Genomic DNA, 16761 nt, shown 5'->3' with positions numbered 1-16761 from the left:
GGCCATTAATACCCGCCACAAGAGAATCATGGTTCAAACGGTAGCCATTAAAAAACGCTCATGACCGATGGTCACGAGCGTTTTTGGTCATGCCTCTACCAGCGCATGGGACAGCTTGCGATCAGGCAGCGCCCAGCATGCCGTGCGGGTCGAGCACAAACTTGCTGGCCACGCCCGAATCGAACTCCTCATAGCCCTTCGGTGCATCTTCAAGCGAGATGACCTGAGCATTGACGATCTCGGCAATGTTGAGGCGACCGTGCAGGATGGCCTGCATCAGCTGACGGTTGTATTGAACGACCGGTGTCTGACCGGTATGGAAGGAGTGACCCTTCGCCCAGCCCAGACCAAAACGCAGGCTCAGGCTGCCGGTCTGTGCGGCTTTCTCGGTCGCGCCCGGGTCTTCGGTCACGTACAGGCCCGGAATGCCGATCGAGCCGCCTTCACGAGTGACTTCCATCATCTGGTTGAGGACGACGGCCGGCTGCTCCTTGCCGCCATGGCCGATGGCTTCGAAACCGACGGCATCGATGGCACTGTCAACGCTGGGCTCGCCCACGACGGCGGCAATCATCTCGCCAAGACGGTCGTGCTTGTTCAGGTCGATCGGCTCAAAGCCCATCTTGCGGGCATGTTCCAGACGCTTGTGGTTGAAGTCGCCCACCATGACCACAGCAGCACCCAGCAGACGCGCAGAGGCTGCGGCGGCCAGGCCGACCGGGCCGGCGCCGGCCACATAGACGGTAGAACCTGCGCCAACGCCTGCTTTCAGCGCGCCGTGGAAACCGGTCGGCAGAATGTCGCTGAGCATGGTCAGGTCGCGAATCTGGTTCATCGCCTGATCGCGATCCGGGAACTTGAGCAGGTTGAAATCGGCATACGGCACCATAACGTAGCGCGCCTGGCCGCCAACCCAGCCACCCATGTCGACGTAGCCATAGGCACCGCCGGCACGGTCGTCATTGACGTGCAGGCAAAGGCCGGTATGGCCTTCCTTACAGGTACGGCAGCGGCCGCAGGCCACGTTGAAGGGGACGGAAACGATATCGCCGATATCAAGAAATTCGACGTCACTGCCCTTCTCGATCACCTCACCGGTAATTTCGTGACCCAGTACCATGCCCTGGGGTGCGGTGGTGCGGCCTCGCACCATGTGCTGGTCCGAACCACAGATGTTGGTGGAAACCACCTTCAGGATGACTCCGTGGTCGATGGGCTTGCCGTTGGGCGTTTCCATTTTCGGGTAGGCAATGTCCTGCACTTCGACCTTGCCTGCACCCATGTAAACCACGCCGCGATTGTCTGACATGCTGAAACCTCCTGGTGCCATCACTTGCGTTTAAAGATACCAGGCCAGCGGAACGCGTTTTGCACCACAAGAGTGCACGGAAACGGCCGAAACGTATGCCTGGAAGCCTAGAGTGGAGCAGGGGCTGAAGGGAGAGTTGTCCGTGCGCGACGCTTCAAGGTGGCTGGGCGACCTCGTTATCCCATGGTCTTATGCCTGTCGCGCAGTGACAGGCATGTCGCAAATACACCAGGCAGTGACGTCGGCAAGCATTTCAGGGCAGGGGAGCAGCGATACCATCGCAACAGGATAGCGTGCGACATACCCCCCTGGCACTGCATTCGACTCATTCCCGGATAACAAACGACTTGATGATAAGGAGGCGTGATGCTTCATCATGGTTTCTCCCCCAGCGCAGAGCTGTCTGATTACGACACGGGCCTGGCCGAGGCGATCGCTGAAGAAACACAGCGGCAGGAAGCGCATATCGAACTGATCGCTTCCGAAAACTATACCAGCCGCTACGTCATGCAGGCGCAGGGCTCGCAGCTGACCAACAAGTATGCCGAGGGCTATCCGGCGCGTCGTTATTACGGTGGCTGTGAGTTTGTCGACAAGGTCGAGACCCTGGCCATCGAGCGGGCCTGCGAACTGTTCGGCGCTCACTATGCCAACGTTCAGCCGCACTCGGGCGCTCAGGCCAATGCCGCCGTATTCATGGCGCTGGTCAAGCCCGGCGATACCATTCTGGGCATGAGCCTGGCACACGGCGGTCACCTGACTCACGGTGCTGCGCCGAACTTCTCCGGCAAATACTACAACGCCGTACAGTATGGTCTGAATCCGGACACCGGCCAGATCGATTACGACGAAGTGGCCGCGCTTGCCCGTGAGCATCAGCCCAAAATGATCATTGCCGGCTTTTCAGCCTATTCACGCGTGATCGACTGGCAGCGTTTCCGCGAGATTGCCGATGAAGTCGGTGCCTGGCTGATGGTCGACATGGCGCATATCGCCGGTCTGGTCGCTGCCGGTCTCTATCCGAGCCCGCTGCCGCACGCCCACGTGGTGACCACCACGACCCACAAGACACTGCGCGGCCCGCGCGGCGGTCTGATCCTGTCTGCCGACAGTGATGAGACGCTTTACAAGAAGCTCAACGGTGCGGTATTCCCCGGTCAGCAGGGCGGCCCGCTCATGCACGTGATCGCGGCCAAGGCCGTGGCCTTCAAGGAAGCCATGAGCCCGGACTTTGCCGACTATCAGCGCCAGGTGATTGCCAATGCGCGCGCCATGGCCGAGGTATTCATCAGCCGCGGCTTTGACGTGGTCTCCGGCGGCACCGATGACCATCTGTTTCTGGTCTCGCTGATCAAGCAGGGCGTGACCGGCAAGGATGCCGATGCCGCACTCGAGCGCGCCTGCATTACCGTCAACAAAAATGCCGTGCCCAACGACCCGCAAAGCCCGTTTGTCACCTCGGGACTGCGTATCGGTACCCCGGCCGTGACCACGCGTGGTTTTGTCGAGAAGGATTGTCAGGCGCTGGCATCCTGGATCTGCGACATTCTGGATGCCCTGGCGCAGCAGAAGGATCTCGATGCGGTCGAGAGTGAAATTCGTGGCAAGGTAGAGTCACTGTGCACGCGTTATCCCGTCTACGGTCAGCGACCGGAACGGACTGCAAACCAGCGGCTCGAGAGTGAAACCTCCGTAGTCTGAATACGGCCGACAGCGGGCTCCAACGGAGCCGATCAAGGAGAAAGCTCATGCAACGTTATTCCGGCTTCGGACTGGTTAAACATGCGTTCGGTCATCATGAAAACTGGGAGCGCCAGTGGCGCAACCCGGAGCCCAAAAAGCGCTACGACGTCATTATCGTCGGTGGCGGCGGCCACGGGCTGGCCACGGCCTATTACCTGGCCAAGGAATTCGGCGTCAAGAACGTCGCCGTGATTGAAAAGGGCTGGCTGGGCGGCGGTAACACCGCGCGTAACACCACCATCGTTCGCTCCAACTATCTGTGGGACGAAGCCGCACGCCTTTACAACCATTCGCTGGATCTGTGGAAGGGGCTGTCGCAGGATCTGAACTACAACGTAATGTTCTCCCAGCGTGGCGTACTCAACCTGGGCCACACCCTGCAGGACATGCGTGACATCCAGCGCCGCGTCAATGCCAACCGTCTCAACGGCATCGACAGCGAGGTCGTCACGCCGCAGCAGGTCAAGGAGATCGAGCCCGAGCTCGACATCTCCAATCGGGCACGCTATCCGATCATGGGCGCTTCCTGGCAGAAAAGTGCCGGCGTGGCGCGTCACGATGCGGTCGCCTGGGGCTTTGCCCGCGGCGCCGACTCGCATGGCGTGGATCTGTTGCAGAACACCGAAGTGACCGGCTTCAAGATTCGTGATGGCAAGGTGCTGGGGGTCCACACCAACCGTGGCGACATCGAAGCCCATACGGTTGGCTGTGTGGCGGCCGGCAACTCGGGTGTGTTGGCGAAGATGGCCGGCATCAAGCTGCCGCTGGAGTCGCATCCGCTGCAGGCACTGGTCTCCGAGCCGCTCAAGCCGATCCTCAATACGGTCACCATGTCCAACCACGTTCATGGCTACGTGAGCCAGTCCGACAAGGGCGATCTGGTCATCGGTGCCGGCATCGACGGCTATCTCGGTTACGGTCAGCGCGGCAGCTACCCCACCATCGAGCACACCCTGCAGGCGATCGTCGAGATGTTCCCGATGTTCTCGCGGGTGCGCATGAACCGTCAGTGGGGCGGCATCGTGGATACCTGCCCGGATGCCTGTCCGATTCTGTCCAAGACGAAGGTCAAGGGGCTGTATTTCAACTGCGGCTGGGGCACCGGCGGCTTCAAGGCCACCCCCGGTTCGGGACACGTGTTTGCGGCCAGTCTGGCGAAAGGCGAAATGCACCCCATCGCTGCGCCCTTTTCCATCGACCGTTTCCATACCGGTGCATTGATCGATGAGCACGGCGCTGCCGGCGTGGCGCACTGAGGAGAGCCATCATGTTTTATATCTACTGCCCTTACTGCAAGGAGCACCGCGAGGAAGAGGAATTTCATCCCCGCGGTCAGGCCCATCTTCTGCGCCCCGAAGACCCGGAAAACACCACGGATGAAGAGTGGGGTGACTACCTGTTTTTCCGCGATAACCCGCGCGGTATCCACCATGAACTGTGGGTGCATTCGGTGGGCTGTCGCAAGTTTTTCAACATCACCCGTAACACGGTGACCTACGACATTCTTGAGACCTACCCGATGGGCGAACAGCCGACCATCACGGCTGAAACCGAAAGGGTACGCAAGGAGCAGGGCGTACAGTCGGCCGATGGCGGCTGGCAGACCGTGGGTGCCCGGCCCGAGAACAAGGCGCTTAACGAGGAGACCTCGTCATGACCCAGACCAATCGACTTTCAGCAGGCGGTCGGATCGATCGCTCGCACGGTCTCGAGTTCACCTTCAACGGTCAGAGCTATCAGGGCTATGCCGGTGATACGCTGGCCTCGGCGCTGCTGGCCAACGGCGTGGACATCGTCAACCGCAGTTTCAAGTATTCCCGTGCCCGCGGCATCGTGGCCGCCGGTGCTGAAGAGCCCAATGCGCTGGTACAGCTGGGCGCTCGCAAGGACACTCAGGTGCCCAACGTGCGTGCCACCCAGCAGGGCCTCTACAACGGTCTGGTCGCTCGCAGCACCAACGGCTGGCCAAACGTTCAGCGCGATGTGATGAGCTGGGTCGGCAAGCTGGGCGGCAACTTCATGCCGCCGGGCTTTTACTACAAGACCTTCATGTCACCGGCCTCGATGTGGATGACCTACGAGAAGTACATCCGCATGGGCGCAGGCCTTGGCCGCGCACCGACCGAGTCCGATCCGGACATCTATGACCACATGCACCACCACTGTGATGTGCTGGTCATTGGCGCCGGCCCTGCCGGGCTGGCGGCGGCGCTGAGTGCTGCCCGTAGCGGTGCCCGTGTCATTCTGTGCGACGAGCAGGAAGAGATGGGAGGGTCGTTGCTGGACAGCCGCGAGACTCTCGATGGCGTCTCCGCTGCGTCCTGGATCGACAAGACCCTTGTCGAGCTCGCGTCAATGGAGGGCGTGACGCTGCTGCCGCGCACGACCGCCAACGGCTATCACGATCACAATTTTGTCACGCTGCACGAGCGTCGCACCGAGCACCTGGCCGACACTGCCAGCGATGCCGGCTTCCCCGGCATGCCGCGGGCGCGGATGCATCGCGTTCGGGCCACCCGCGTAGTGCTGGCCTCCGGTACTCATGAGCGCCCGGTGGTCTATGCCAACAACGACCTGCCCGGCAACATGGTCGCCGGCGCCGTGTCGACCTACATCCGTCGCTACGGCGTCATCCCCGGCAACAGCCTGGTACTCACCACCAGCAACGATCACGCCTATCGTGCGGCACTGGACTGGCAGGAAGCGGGTCGCAAGGTCGTGGCCATCGTGGATGCACGTTCCAATCCCGACGGTGATCTGGTGCGCCAGGCCCGTGACAGCGGCATTCGCGTCATCACCGGCAGTGCCGTGATCGAGGCGAAGGGCACGCAGCGCGTCAGCGGTGCCCGCGTATCAGCGGTTGATCTGGATCATTTCGTGATCACCGGTCGTATCGAGGATCTGGAGTGCGACACCATCGCCAGCTCCGGCGGCTACAGCCCGGTCGTTCACCTGTCGTCGCACACCGGTACGCGCCCACAGTGGGATGACAAGCTGCTGGGCTTTGTGCCCGGCGAGGTCAAGGGCATGCTGGCCGCCGGTGGCGTGGCAGGCCACTACGCGCTGGGTGAGACGCTGGCCGATGGCGCCCGTGCCGGACGTCAGGCCGCCATCGACAGCGGCTTTGACGACGCCGAAGAGATCAATCTGCCGGAAGCCAGAGCGCGCCGCGAAGCGCCGGCCTGTGCCCTGTATCAGGTGCCGCACGAGAAAAAGGGCGCGCGGGCCCCCAAGCAGTTCGTGGACATGCAAAACGATGTTACGGCCTCGGCCATCGAACTCGCCACACGAGAAGGCTTCGAGTCCATCGAGCACGTCAAGCGCTATACCGCGCTGGGCTTTGGTACCGATCAGGGCAAGCTGGGCAACATCAACGGCATGGCCATTGCGGCACGCTGCCTGGGTCGCTCGATTCCTGAAGTGGGCACCACGGTCTTTCGTCCCAACTACACGCCGATCACCTTTGGTGCCATCGTGGGCCGTCACTGCGACGAGCTCTTCGATCCCAAACGCTATACCGCGCTGCACCAGTGGCACGTCGAGCACGGTGCCGAGTTCGAGGACGTGGGCCTCTGGAAGCGCCCCTGGTACTTCCCGCGCAGCGCCAACGGCAAGAAGGAGAGCATGCATGACGCCGTGGCCCGTGAGTGTCTCGCCGTGCGTGAAGGCGTTGGCATTCTGGACGCCTCGACGCTGGGCAAGATCGACATTCAGGGTCCGGATGCCCGTGAATTCCTGGGGCGTGTCTACACCAACAAGTGGGCCAAACTGGCGCCGGGCCGCGTTCGTTACGGCCTGATGTGTAAAGACGACGGCATGCTGATGGACGACGGTACCACCAGCTGTCTGGGGGATAACCACTTCCTGATGACCACCACCACCGGTGGCGCGGCATCTGTACTGGAATGGCTGGAACTCTGGCACCAGACCGAATGGCCGGAGCTGCAGGTCTATTTCAACTCGGTGACCGACCACTGGGCTACCATGACCGTGACTGGGCCGGATGCGCGCAAGCTGATGTCGGAAATCACGGACATCGATCTTGATCGCGAAAAGTTCAAGTTCATGGACTGGAAGGAAGGCAACGTTGCCGGCGTACCGGCCCGCGTGTTCCGTATCTCGTTCACCGGCGAGCTGGCCTACGAGATCAACGTCCAGGCCAACTATGCCATGCAGGTCTGGCAGACCCTGTTCGAGCACGGTGAGAAATACAACCTGACACCCTATGGCACCGAGACGATGCACGTCCTGCGCGCCGAGAAGGGACTGATCATCGTGGGTCAGGACACCGACGGTTCGGTCACGCCCGAAGATCTGGGCATGCACTGGGCCATCGGCTACGACAAGCCATTTCACTGGATCGGCAAGCGTGCCCTGAGCCGCCCGGATACCATGCGTGGTGACCGCAAGCAGCTGGTAGGATTGAAGCCGAAGGACCCGAAAGTGGTGCTGGAAGAGGGGGCTCAGATCGTACTCGATCCCAACGAGGCGATTCCCATGAGCATGGTGGGGCATGTGACCTCGAGCTATTACAGTCCAGAACTCGACAGCGGCTTTGCGCTGGCCGTGCTGAAAAAGGGACGTGAGCGCATGGGCGAGACCGTCTATCTGCCCATGTCCGACGGCTCCATGCATGAGGCCGAAGTCGTCAGCACCGTCTTTATCGACCCCAAGGGAGAGCGCCAGAATGTCTGACGTCAAGGAATTCGAGACCCGTCCGGCCGACACGTCGAAGGCCGAGTCACCCCTGGCATGGTCGGTGCACGAGCAGAAGTCGCTGCCACACGCCTCCAATCCGGGTGTGATCATCAGCGAGAAGCCCTTTCTGGGGCAGCTGATCCTGCGCGGTGGCGCCATCGTCATGGATGAGGCCATTCGCGAAGTGATGGGCATTGCCCTGCCGGCCAAACCGCTTGCCCTGGTGAGCGATGACAGCGGTGAGCGCTCGATCCAGTGGCTCTCTCCGGATGAGTGGCTGGTCATTGTACCCGGTGGCGAGGAGTTTGAACTGGAGCAGAAGCTGCGCCAGTCGCTGGGCCAGGCCCACTTCAGCATCGTCAACGTCAGCGGCGGTCAGACAGTCGTATCGCTCAAGGGCAATCGGGCGCGTGAAGTGCTGATGAAGTCCATCTCCTACGATGTGCACCCGCACGCGTTCCCGGTTGGCAAGGGGGTGTCCACGGTCTTTGCCAAGGCTACGGTCATCCTGCGCCGGGCCGAGGAGGATGGCTGGGAGCTGGTGATTCGCCGAAGCTTCGCCGACTACTGCTATCGCTGGTTGCTGGATGCCTCAAGAGAATACGGCGTCAGCGTTACACGCTAGGTCCTGACCAGAGGGCCGGGGGCATGCGCCTCCGGCCCTTTTTTCATCCGCTCTACATAAAACAAGAGAAATGCCATGACCCGAACCGCCGATACCTGGATTCTTGCGGCACAGTGCCCCAGCCTTCTGGGCACCGTGGATGTCGTCACGCGCTTTCTCAAGGAGCAGCGCTGCTACATTACGGAGCTCAGCTCCTTCGATGATCGATTGAACGAAGGGTTTTTCATCCGCGCCGAGTTTCGCCCGCTGGAAGATGACTTCAGCGCTGATGCCTTTGAAAAAGAGTTCGGCGAGCGTGCGCAGGCGTTTGACATGTCATTTGAACTGACGCCGCCCAATAAGCGTACCAGAGTCGTGATCATGGTCTCGAAGGCCGATCACTGCCTGAACGATCTGCTGTATCGCTACCGGACCCATCAGCTGCCAATGGAAATCTGTGCGGTGGTTTCCAACCATCCCGATCTGGAGCCGCTGGCGCAGTGGCACGGTCTGCCCTGGTATCATCTGCCGGTCACGCCGGAGACCCGCGAGCAGCAGGAGCAGCAGATTCTCGACATCATCGAGCGTACCGATGCGGAGCTGGTGATTCTGGCGCGTTACATGCAGGTGCTGTCAGCGCACATGTGTGACGTGCTGGCCGGGCGCGCGATCAATATTCATCACTCGCTGTTGCCTGGCTTCAAGGGCGCCAAACCCTACCATCAGGCCTATGAAAAGGGGGTCAAGCTGGTGGGTGCCACGGCGCATTACATCAACAATGACCTTGATGAAGGCCCCATTATCGCTCAGGGCGTCGAGACGGTGGATCATGCCCACTACCCTGAGGACCTGGTCGCCAAGGGGCGCGATATCGAGTGCCTGACGCTGGCCCGGGCGATCGGTTATCACCTTGAGCGCCGCGTGTTTCTCTATTCAGGTCGCACGGTCGTGCTTGGCCATTGAGTCCTTCCGGGCCGCACGCTGTGCGGCCTGTTTTTGATCTGCAATCAAGCCTACCCAGGTCTACCGTTCGTCTGTCGGTATTCCAGTTCAGCGCTGGGTCAAAACGATGGATGGCCTCAGGCGCCAGCCGTCATGACAGATCTGTTGCACGCCGTGCTCGGCGCTTCTTGTGCCGGAAAGAAAGGCGTTGCGGTGGTTATCTGGCGTGAAGCCGTGACGTTCCCCGTCATATGCAAGTGTCTCATGACATTCAATCATGAGATAAATTTGCTTTCATCATGCAAAAATTCAGTTTGTTTCATTTTGCAGGTCGCCTGACAATTCCTCCATCGCATCGCCGACGGGCATTACCCATGGTGTTCCTATATATCCCTGTCTGAACCTGCTGTTCAGGAGCATGACCTTTTGCCATTCAACAGCGTGAAAGGCCAGCAGGGATCAGATGTCTATTTCAGGGATCAGGGCGCAATGAACAAAGAGTTCGCGTTTAGCATCAAAAGCATTGATTTTGATGAAGATTATCGTCCATCAGACAGTACGCGTATTACTACCAATTTTGCCAATCTGGCCAGGGGAGAAAAGCGTCAGGAAAATCTGCGCAACACCCTGACCATGGTTGATAACCGTTTCAATGCGCTGGCGCACTGGGACAATCCGGCCGGCGATCGGTACGCGGTCAAGCTTGAAATCATCTCGGCCGAAATGACGATGGCAGCCGCTCGGGTCGATCAATCCCTGCCTTTGATTGAAATATTGAAAACCAGCATTGTTGATCGAAAGACCGGCGAGTGCCTTGAAGGCGTCGCCGGAAATAATTTCTCTTCCTATGTGCGTGACTATGACTTCAGCGTGCGGTTGCTGGAGTACAACCGGGGACGATCCGCCTTCAGCGCGCCGGACGACTTTGGAGAATTGCACGGAAGTCTTTTCAAGGCCTTTGTAAATTCCAGTGCTTACCACGAACGCTTTAGTAAACCGCCCGTCATATGCATCAGTGTGTCGAGCAGCAAGACCTATTATCAGACGGGGAATCATCATCCTGTCCTGGGGGCTGAATACCGGCAGGATGAATGTTCCCTGACCGATGAGTATTTCAAAAAAATGGGCATGAAGGTTCGTTATTTCATGCCAAAGGGGAGTGTTGCGCCTTTGGCGTTCTATTTTTTTGGTGATCTATTAAACGATTACACCAGTCTTGAACTCATCAGCGTTATCAGCACGATGGATACCTTCCAAAAGATCTATCGACCCGAAATCTATAATGCGAATTCTGCCGCCGGGAAGTCCTGGCAGCCAAGTCTGGAACATCAGGATTATTCACTGACCCGAATCGTCTATGACCGGGAAGAGCGCAGCCGCCTGGGTGTTGAACAGGGCAGGTTTGTTGAAGAGCATTTTATAAAGCCCTATCAGACACTTCTTGAGCAGTGGTTCGTCACCGACGCTCGTCGATAAATCCGGCAATAAGGTTATCCTCCATGAAAAGGTTGTTACCCACGTCCACGGCCGGCAGTTTGCCCAAACCCTCCTGGCTTGCGCAGCCGGAAACGCTCTGGTCACCCTGGAAACTGCAGGGTGATGAACTGGCAGATGGCAAGCAGGACGCCTTGCGATTGTCGCTGCATGAACAGCAGCGTGCCGGGATCGATATCGTCAGTGACGGTGAGCAATCACGCCAGCATTTTGTGACAACATTCATCGAACATCTCGACGGTGTCGATTTCAAAAGGCGTGAGACCGTCAAGATTCGTGATCGTTATGATGCCAGTGTTCCGACCGTTGTCGGTGCTGTCTCTCGTCATAAACCGGTCTTTGTTGACGATGCCAGATTTTTGCGCCAGCAGACAGAACAGCCCATCAAGTGGGCCCTGCCCGGGCCCATGACCATGGTCGATACGCTTTATGACAGCCACTATAAAAGCCGTGAAAAGCTGGCCTGGGAATTTGCCCGCCTTCTCAATCAGGAAGCCCGGGAACTGGAAGCCGCCGGTGTTGATATTATCCAGTTTGATGAGCCTGCATTTAATGTCTTTTTCGATGAAGTCAACGACTGGGGCATTGCCGCTCTTGAACGCGCCATTGAAGGGCTCCAATGCGAAACAGCCGTGCATATCTGTTACGGCTATGGCATCAAGGCCAATACGGACTGGAAAAAGGGCCTGGGAACACAATGGCGACAGTACGAAGAGATTTTCCCCAGACTGCAAACTTCCAGCGTCGATTTGATCTCGCTGGAGTGCCATAACGCTCATGTTCCGATGGAACTCATCGAGCTTGTTCGAGGCAAAAAGGTGATGGTGGGCGCGATCGATGTGGCTACCAATGTCATTGAGACGCCGGAAGAGGTTGCCGACACCCTGCGAAAGGCGCTTGAGTTTGTGGAGGCCGAAAAGCTCTATCCCTGTACCAACTGCGGCATGGCACCCTTGGCCCGCGAGGTGGCAAGAGGCAAGTTGAATGCCCTGAGTGCAGGGGCTGATATCGTGCGCAGAGAGCTTTTGGGCGAGCGCTGAGTCATCGAGCATGCCATGACAGTGGCGGCTATATCCTGCAAATGACCTGACGCCCTGTCAGGTCAGCCTGGCTACGGACAGTTTTCCTCCACGTAACAGCTCCTCTTCGCATACGAGATGGATACCGCTGCCAGCCTGACGCTGTAATCCGACCATTAACCTGTTTGCTTTCACGAACTGATACAGCGCTGCCAACAGGCGGTCGCTGCGCCGTTTCCCGTTTCCAGATCCGGGCTCTTCAACCGATGTCGTCCATGACTCGACTTTAGAGCCCCGAAGGGTAATGAATGATATAAGCGCTTAGCATTTGCCTGCCATTGCCGTTAATCTCTTAAGAAGAATTGATTAATACTTATATTGAAGTCGATGTCATGGCTGTCAAACGCCTCCTTCGGCGATTGATCATCCTTGCAGCAGGGCTGATATGCAGATCAATAAAAAGGCCTTTTCTCCCTATGCCAGCCGTTGGGCAATCCTCAGTCTGATCGCTGGCGTGATGCTCAGTGTGGTTGCCAGCATCGCCATGTCACATTTCAACCATCAGCAGGCTGAACAGGCCGCCATCACGGCTGCAGAAAAAACCGCGGATGCAGTGCTCAACCGTCTAAAGCTTTATGAATATGGACTGCGAGGCGCTCGTGGTGCGATTCAGAGCATGGGCGAAGGGGACATTAGCCGTGAGCGCTTCAATAGCTACAGCCGTACCCGTGATGTCGACAAGGAGTTTCCGGGCGCCCGGGGGTTTGGCTTTATCCGACGTGTTGCGCGTCAGGATGAGGCAGGCTTTCTCGCTCGGGCACGCGCCGACGACTGGCCCGATTTTACGATCCGCGAGCTCTCCCCGCATGATGCCGAGCATTACGTCATTCAGTACATCAGCGAGGTCGAGCGTAACCGGCCAGCGGTGGGTCTGGATATCGCATCTGAAGCCAATCGCAGACAGGCCGCACTCTCTGCCATGCGCAGCGGCGAGGTACGACTAACCGGGCCCATTACGCTTGTGCAGGCGACAGGGTTGCCCCAGCAGTCCTTTTTGATTCTCATGCCGATCTACCGTGGCGGGATCACGCCAGAGACAGTAGCAGCGCGCGAAGCGCAGGCATTTGGCTGGAGCTATGCCCCGCTGATCATGGATGAAGTGCTCGGTAGCTTACATTCGCGGGAAAAGGGCATCAGTCTTGAATTGCGTGACATTACTGATCCCGCCAATCGCGTCGTGTTTTATCAATTGGACGATGAAGCGTCTCGCGAAATCGTGTTTTCACACACCACTGTGCGCGATGTATTTGGGCGCCGCTGGCAACTGCAATTCGATGTCCATCCCTTGTTTTTCTCCCGTTTGCGCCAGATCTCTCCCTGGCTGGTGCTGAGCGTCGGGCTCCTGCTGACGGGGCTATTATCGGGGCTGGTCGGTGTGCTGAATCTCAGCCGGACACGACAAATGCAGGTCATCTCGGAGCAGGAGAGACTGGCAACCATTGTCGAGAGTTCGGTCGACGGCATTATTGGCAAGGACATCAATGGGACAATAACCAGCTGGAACAAGGGCGCTGAGGTCATGTTTGGCTTCAGTGCCGAGGAGGCGATCGGGCGCCGCTTCGTGGATCTTGTGATTCCCGCAGATCAGCGTAATGAGGAGGCGGTGATACTGGCCTCTATCTGTAATGGCAAACCTGTCGCTGGTCTCAGCACCCTGCGCCAGCACAAAAACCGGCAGCTGATCCCCGTTTCAATTACGGCGTCACCTATCCGTAACTCCAGCGGGAAGGTTGTGGGTGTCTCGACAACGGTGCGGGATATTTCTCAACAGGTTGAGGCAGAGAAAAGGATTCGCGAACTCAACAGCAGTCTGGAAGCTCAGGTGGCGGATCGTACCGCCAGACTCCATGGGCTCAACCTGTTGTTGGGCAATGTTCTGCGTTCGGCCTCCGAGGTGGCCATCATTGCCACGGACCGCGACGGCGTCATTCGTATTTTCAATACCGGCGCCGAGCGAATGCTGGGATACAGCGCGGCGGATCTGATAGATCGGGGCAATCTGGTCGACTTGCATCTGAGTGAAGAATTGACGACTTACTCGCATGAGTTGACGTCCGGGAACAGCCAGGCTGTAGAGGGCTTTCGGGCGCTGGTTTACAGGGCTGAGCATAACATCGCGGAAACCAGAGAGTGGACCCATGTTCGCCAGGATGGCTCAAGGCTGCCGGTTTCCCAAGTGATCACGGCCATGCGCGATGAACAGGGGAGATGTACCGGCTATCTGGCCATTGCCATGGACCTGACGTCGCGCAAGGCCTCTGAAGCCGCACTGGTTCTGGCCCGGGATCAGCTGTTGATGGCGGCCGAAGTGGCCGGACTCGGTATCTGGTCCTGGAGTCCCGCCGATAACGCCTTGAGCTGGAATGATCGCATGTTCGAGATTTTCGGTCTGCCTACTGGCTTGCGCGAATCCGGTCTGAACTATGAGCACTGGCGCTCCCGTGTGCACCCGGCCGATGTTGAGATGGCGGAAGGCCTGCTGAATCAAATGCTGGAGAAAGGGACCAGGTATGACCCCGTGTTCCGCATCGTGCGACCGGACGGTGACGAGTGCTTCGTGCAGGCCGGCGCTCAGGTTGAGCGCGATGCGATGGGGAACGTGCTCAGGGTTACCGGCATCAATCGCGATATTACCGCGCAGCGCGAGCTGGAATCGCGCCTGCTGTATGCCAAGGAGCAGGCGGATGCCTCAAGCGCGGCCAAATCCAACTTTTTGGCCAACATGAGCCACGAAATCCGCACACCGATGAACGCCGTGCTGGGTATGCTGCACCTGGTGCAGAACACGGCGTTGAGCACTCGCCAGCTCGATTACATCAGCAAGGCAGAGAGTGCGGCAAAATCGCTGCTGGGATTGCTCAACGATATCCTCGACTATTCCAAGATCGAAGCCGGCAAGTTATTGCTGGATGAACATGCCTTCGAGCTGGAACCTCTGATGCGTGACCTGGCAGTAGTGCTGTCAGGCAATCAGGGCGACAAGGCAGTCGAAGTCCTGTTCGACCTGGACCCACAGCTGCCCTGTACATTGATCGGCGACAGCCAGCGCTTGCAGCAGGTACTGATCAACCTGGCCGGCAATGCGCTCAAGTTCACCCATGTGGGCCAGGTGATTGTCCGAGTGCAGGAGCTTCAGCGACAAGGCGAAGCGCTACAGGTTCGTATTGAGGTGACCGATACCGGTATCGGGATCAGCCCTGATCAACTGACACGTATTTTCGATGGTTTCACCCAGGCTGAGTCCTCAACAACCCGGCGTTTTGGTGGCACAGGATTGGGGCTGGTGATTTCCAGACGGTTGGTCAATCTGATGGGCGGCGAGTTGCAGGTCAGCAGCGAGACAGGGGTGGGAAGTCGGTTCTGGTTTGACCTCGATCTGGGTGTGGCTGAAATCACGCCCCTGCGTGCTTCATGCCCGGGCACTGATCGCCCGATGCGTATTCTGGTCGCAGACGATAACGAGGTCGCCGGTTTGATTCAGGAGCGCATGGCACAGGCGCTGGGATGGGAGACCGATCTGGTGCATAACGGCCTGCAGGCCGTGGCGCAGGCGCAGCTGATGCAGCATGCGGGCAAGGGCTACGATGTCATTTTGATGGACTGGAAAATGCCGGCCATGGATGGCTTGAGTGCCGCCAGTCTGATTCATCAGCAGAGCCTGGAGCAGCCGGCGCCCAAAATCATCATGGTGACAGCTTATGGGCGTGAGGTACTCAATGATGCCCAGCAGGAAGGGAAGGCGCCTTTTGCAGGTTTTCTCAGCAAGCCCATCACCCCCCAGCAGCTGGCAGATACCATTCACGGGTTATTGAACGAAAAAGGGGTCACTGAACCCTCCATCGCCAGTCGACGTGCAGCACAGCCTCAGCGTCTGGCCGGTCTGCGTTTGCTGGTGGTGGAAGACAATATGCTCAATCGTCAGGTCGCCTTCGAACTGTTACAGGGAGAAGGCGCGCAGGTCACTCTTGCCGAAGGGGGGATCGAAGGCGTACAGCAGGTCACCAATAGCACAGAAGCCTTTGATGCGGTGCTGATGGATATTCAGATGCCCGACATTGATGGCCTGGAAGCCACTCGCCGGATCCGCCGGGATGCCGCGAGCGGGTCGATAAAAATCATCGCCATGACGGCCAATGCTTCAAGTTCGGATGAAAGGGCCTGTCTGGCGGCGGGCATGGATGATCACCTGGGCAAGCCCATTGATCTGGAAAAAATGGTAGCCACATTGTTGCACCATACCGGGCGAGCCAGCGTTGAGCCCGCAGCGCAGTCACCAGTAGAGTCGCAGGATTCGGTGCTGGAACCCATCGACTCGATTGATCGACGTTTTGGCAGTAACCGTGAATTGATTCGCGATGTGCTCATCGGTTTTGCCCGGGACCAGGAAGGTCAGCTCGCGCTCCTCCAAACGCATATGGCGCAGGGCGATGCGACCGGCGCTACCTTTGTGTTGCATGCCATCAAGGGCAGCAGCGCCAACATGGGGGCTCGGTCACTCTCGCGGCTGGCCGGGGAGATGGAGCATCGCTTGCGCCACGATGATGACGCCCGTGTGAAAGCGCTATTGGCCGATACCTGCCTGGTTGAAGAACTGACCAGCATTTTGCGTACCAGTGTCGAGATGCTGAAAGCCGCGTTTGATCTGCCGCCCGATCAACGCTCTCCCGCCGGTTCTGACTCGCTGCCTATAGCGCAGTGGCGTGAGGCAATGAAGGCGATTTTGCAGCTGTTGGAAGACGGTAACATGCAAGCCATTGAGCAGAGCGAAGCATTGCAGATAAGGACACCACCAGCGCTGAAGGCCGGGTTTGATGACTTTGTGGACCTGGTCAGGTCACTGGATTTTGCTGCTTCCATACCTGCTGGTCAGAAGTTGCTGGAGTCGGCCTGAG

Annotated in this window: 10 protein-coding genes; 9 read left to right on the top strand and 1 reads right to left on the bottom strand. The window is 58.6% G+C overall.

The annotated features are described in order from the left end of the window. Nucleotides 1–121: 121 nt before the first annotated feature. A complete protein-coding gene (gene fdhA, locus B9H00_RS06830; protein WP_086900020.1) occupies nt 122–1309 on the bottom strand; it encodes a formaldehyde dehydrogenase, glutathione-independent in 1188 nt (395 codons plus the stop codon). A 366-nt stretch (nt 1310–1675) separates the two neighbouring features. Here fdhA and glyA point away from each other — a divergent pair, with 366 nt between their 5' ends. The 9 genes from glyA (at nt 1676) to B9H00_RS06785 (ending at nt 16760) form a co-directional block, all read left to right on the top strand. Beyond that, on the top strand, nt 1676–3010 hold the full coding sequence (gene glyA, locus B9H00_RS06825; protein ID WP_086900019.1) for a serine hydroxymethyltransferase: 1335 nt from the start codon (nt 1676–1678) through the stop codon (nt 3008–3010). A 47-nt stretch (nt 3011–3057) separates the two neighbouring features. Continuing rightward, nucleotides 3058–4308, top strand: coding sequence for a sarcosine oxidase subunit beta family protein (locus tag B9H00_RS06820; RefSeq protein ID WP_086900018.1), 1251 nt, complete (start codon nt 3058–3060; stop codon nt 4306–4308). An 11-nt stretch (nt 4309–4319) separates the two neighbouring features. Beyond that, nucleotides 4320–4709 (top strand): sarcosine oxidase subunit delta, encoded by a 390-nt coding sequence (locus B9H00_RS06815; RefSeq protein WP_086900017.1) that lies wholly within the window; start codon nt 4320–4322, stop codon nt 4707–4709. Beyond that, nucleotides 4706–7747 (top strand): sarcosine oxidase subunit alpha family protein, encoded by a 3042-nt coding sequence (locus B9H00_RS06810; protein WP_086900016.1) that lies wholly within the window; start codon nt 4706–4708, stop codon nt 7745–7747. Before B9H00_RS06815 ends, B9H00_RS06810 begins: the two co-directional genes overlap by 4 nt. After that, a complete protein-coding gene (locus B9H00_RS06805; RefSeq protein ID WP_086900015.1) occupies nt 7740–8375 on the top strand; it encodes a sarcosine oxidase subunit gamma in 636 nt (211 codons plus the stop codon). Before B9H00_RS06810 ends, B9H00_RS06805 begins: the two co-directional genes overlap by 8 nt. Nucleotides 8376–8450: 75 nt before the next feature. Beyond that, complete coding sequence (gene purU / locus B9H00_RS06800) at nt 8451–9317, top strand: formyltetrahydrofolate deformylase (RefSeq protein ID WP_086900014.1); 867 nt, start codon at nt 8451–8453, stop codon at nt 9315–9317. 468 nt (nt 9318–9785) lie between these two features. Further along, nucleotides 9786–10772, top strand: coding sequence for a DUF1852 domain-containing protein (locus B9H00_RS06795; RefSeq protein ID WP_086901743.1), 987 nt, complete (start codon nt 9786–9788; stop codon nt 10770–10772). Between the two features lie 23 nt (nt 10773–10795). Then, nucleotides 10796–11830 carry a methionine synthase gene (locus B9H00_RS06790; protein ID WP_086900013.1) on the top strand — a complete coding sequence of 345 codons (1035 nt, stop codon included), beginning with the start codon at nt 10796–10798 and terminating at the stop codon, nt 11828–11830. A 424-nt stretch (nt 11831–12254) separates the two neighbouring features. Continuing rightward, a complete protein-coding gene (locus B9H00_RS06785; RefSeq protein WP_086900012.1) occupies nt 12255–16760 on the top strand; it encodes a PAS domain-containing hybrid sensor histidine kinase/response regulator in 4506 nt (1501 codons plus the stop codon). The last annotated feature ends 1 nt before the right edge of the window (nt 16761 follow it).

The organism is Kushneria marisflavi (assembly GCF_002157205.1).
GTDB classification, from domain to species: Bacteria; Pseudomonadota; Gammaproteobacteria; order Pseudomonadales; family Halomonadaceae; genus Kushneria; species Kushneria marisflavi.
Note: the sequence above shows the minus strand (reverse complement) of the source record. Positions and strands in the feature narration are given on the sequence as shown.

Bases quoted from the DNA above. Each gene is read 5' to 3' on its own strand.
- B9H00_RS06790 (WP_086900013.1), top strand. From the start codon at position 10,796: ATGAAAAGGTTGTTACCCACGTCCACGGCCGGCAGTTTGCCCAAACCC.
- B9H00_RS06805 (WP_086900015.1), top strand. From the start codon at position 7,740: ATGTCTGACGTCAAGGAATTCGAGACCCGTCCGGCCGACACGTCGAAG.
- B9H00_RS06785 (WP_086900012.1), top strand. From the start codon at position 12,255: ATGCAGATCAATAAAAAGGCCTTTTCTCCCTATGCCAGCCGTTGGGCA.
- B9H00_RS06820 (WP_086900018.1), top strand. From the start codon at position 3,058: ATGCAACGTTATTCCGGCTTCGGACTGGTTAAACATGCGTTCGGTCAT.
- B9H00_RS06810 (WP_086900016.1), top strand. From the start codon at position 4,706: ATGACCCAGACCAATCGACTTTCAGCAGGCGGTCGGATCGATCGCTCG.
- glyA (WP_086900019.1), top strand. From the start codon at position 1,676: ATGCTTCATCATGGTTTCTCCCCCAGCGCAGAGCTGTCTGATTACGAC.
- fdhA (WP_086900020.1), bottom strand. From the start codon at position 1,309: ATGTCAGACAATCGCGGCGTGGTTTACATGGGTGCAGGCAAGGTCGAA.
- B9H00_RS06795 (WP_086901743.1), top strand. From the start codon at position 9,786: ATGAACAAAGAGTTCGCGTTTAGCATCAAAAGCATTGATTTTGATGAA.
- purU (WP_086900014.1), top strand. From the start codon at position 8,451: ATGACCCGAACCGCCGATACCTGGATTCTTGCGGCACAGTGCCCCAGC.
- B9H00_RS06815 (WP_086900017.1), top strand. From the start codon at position 4,320: ATGTTTTATATCTACTGCCCTTACTGCAAGGAGCACCGCGAGGAAGAG.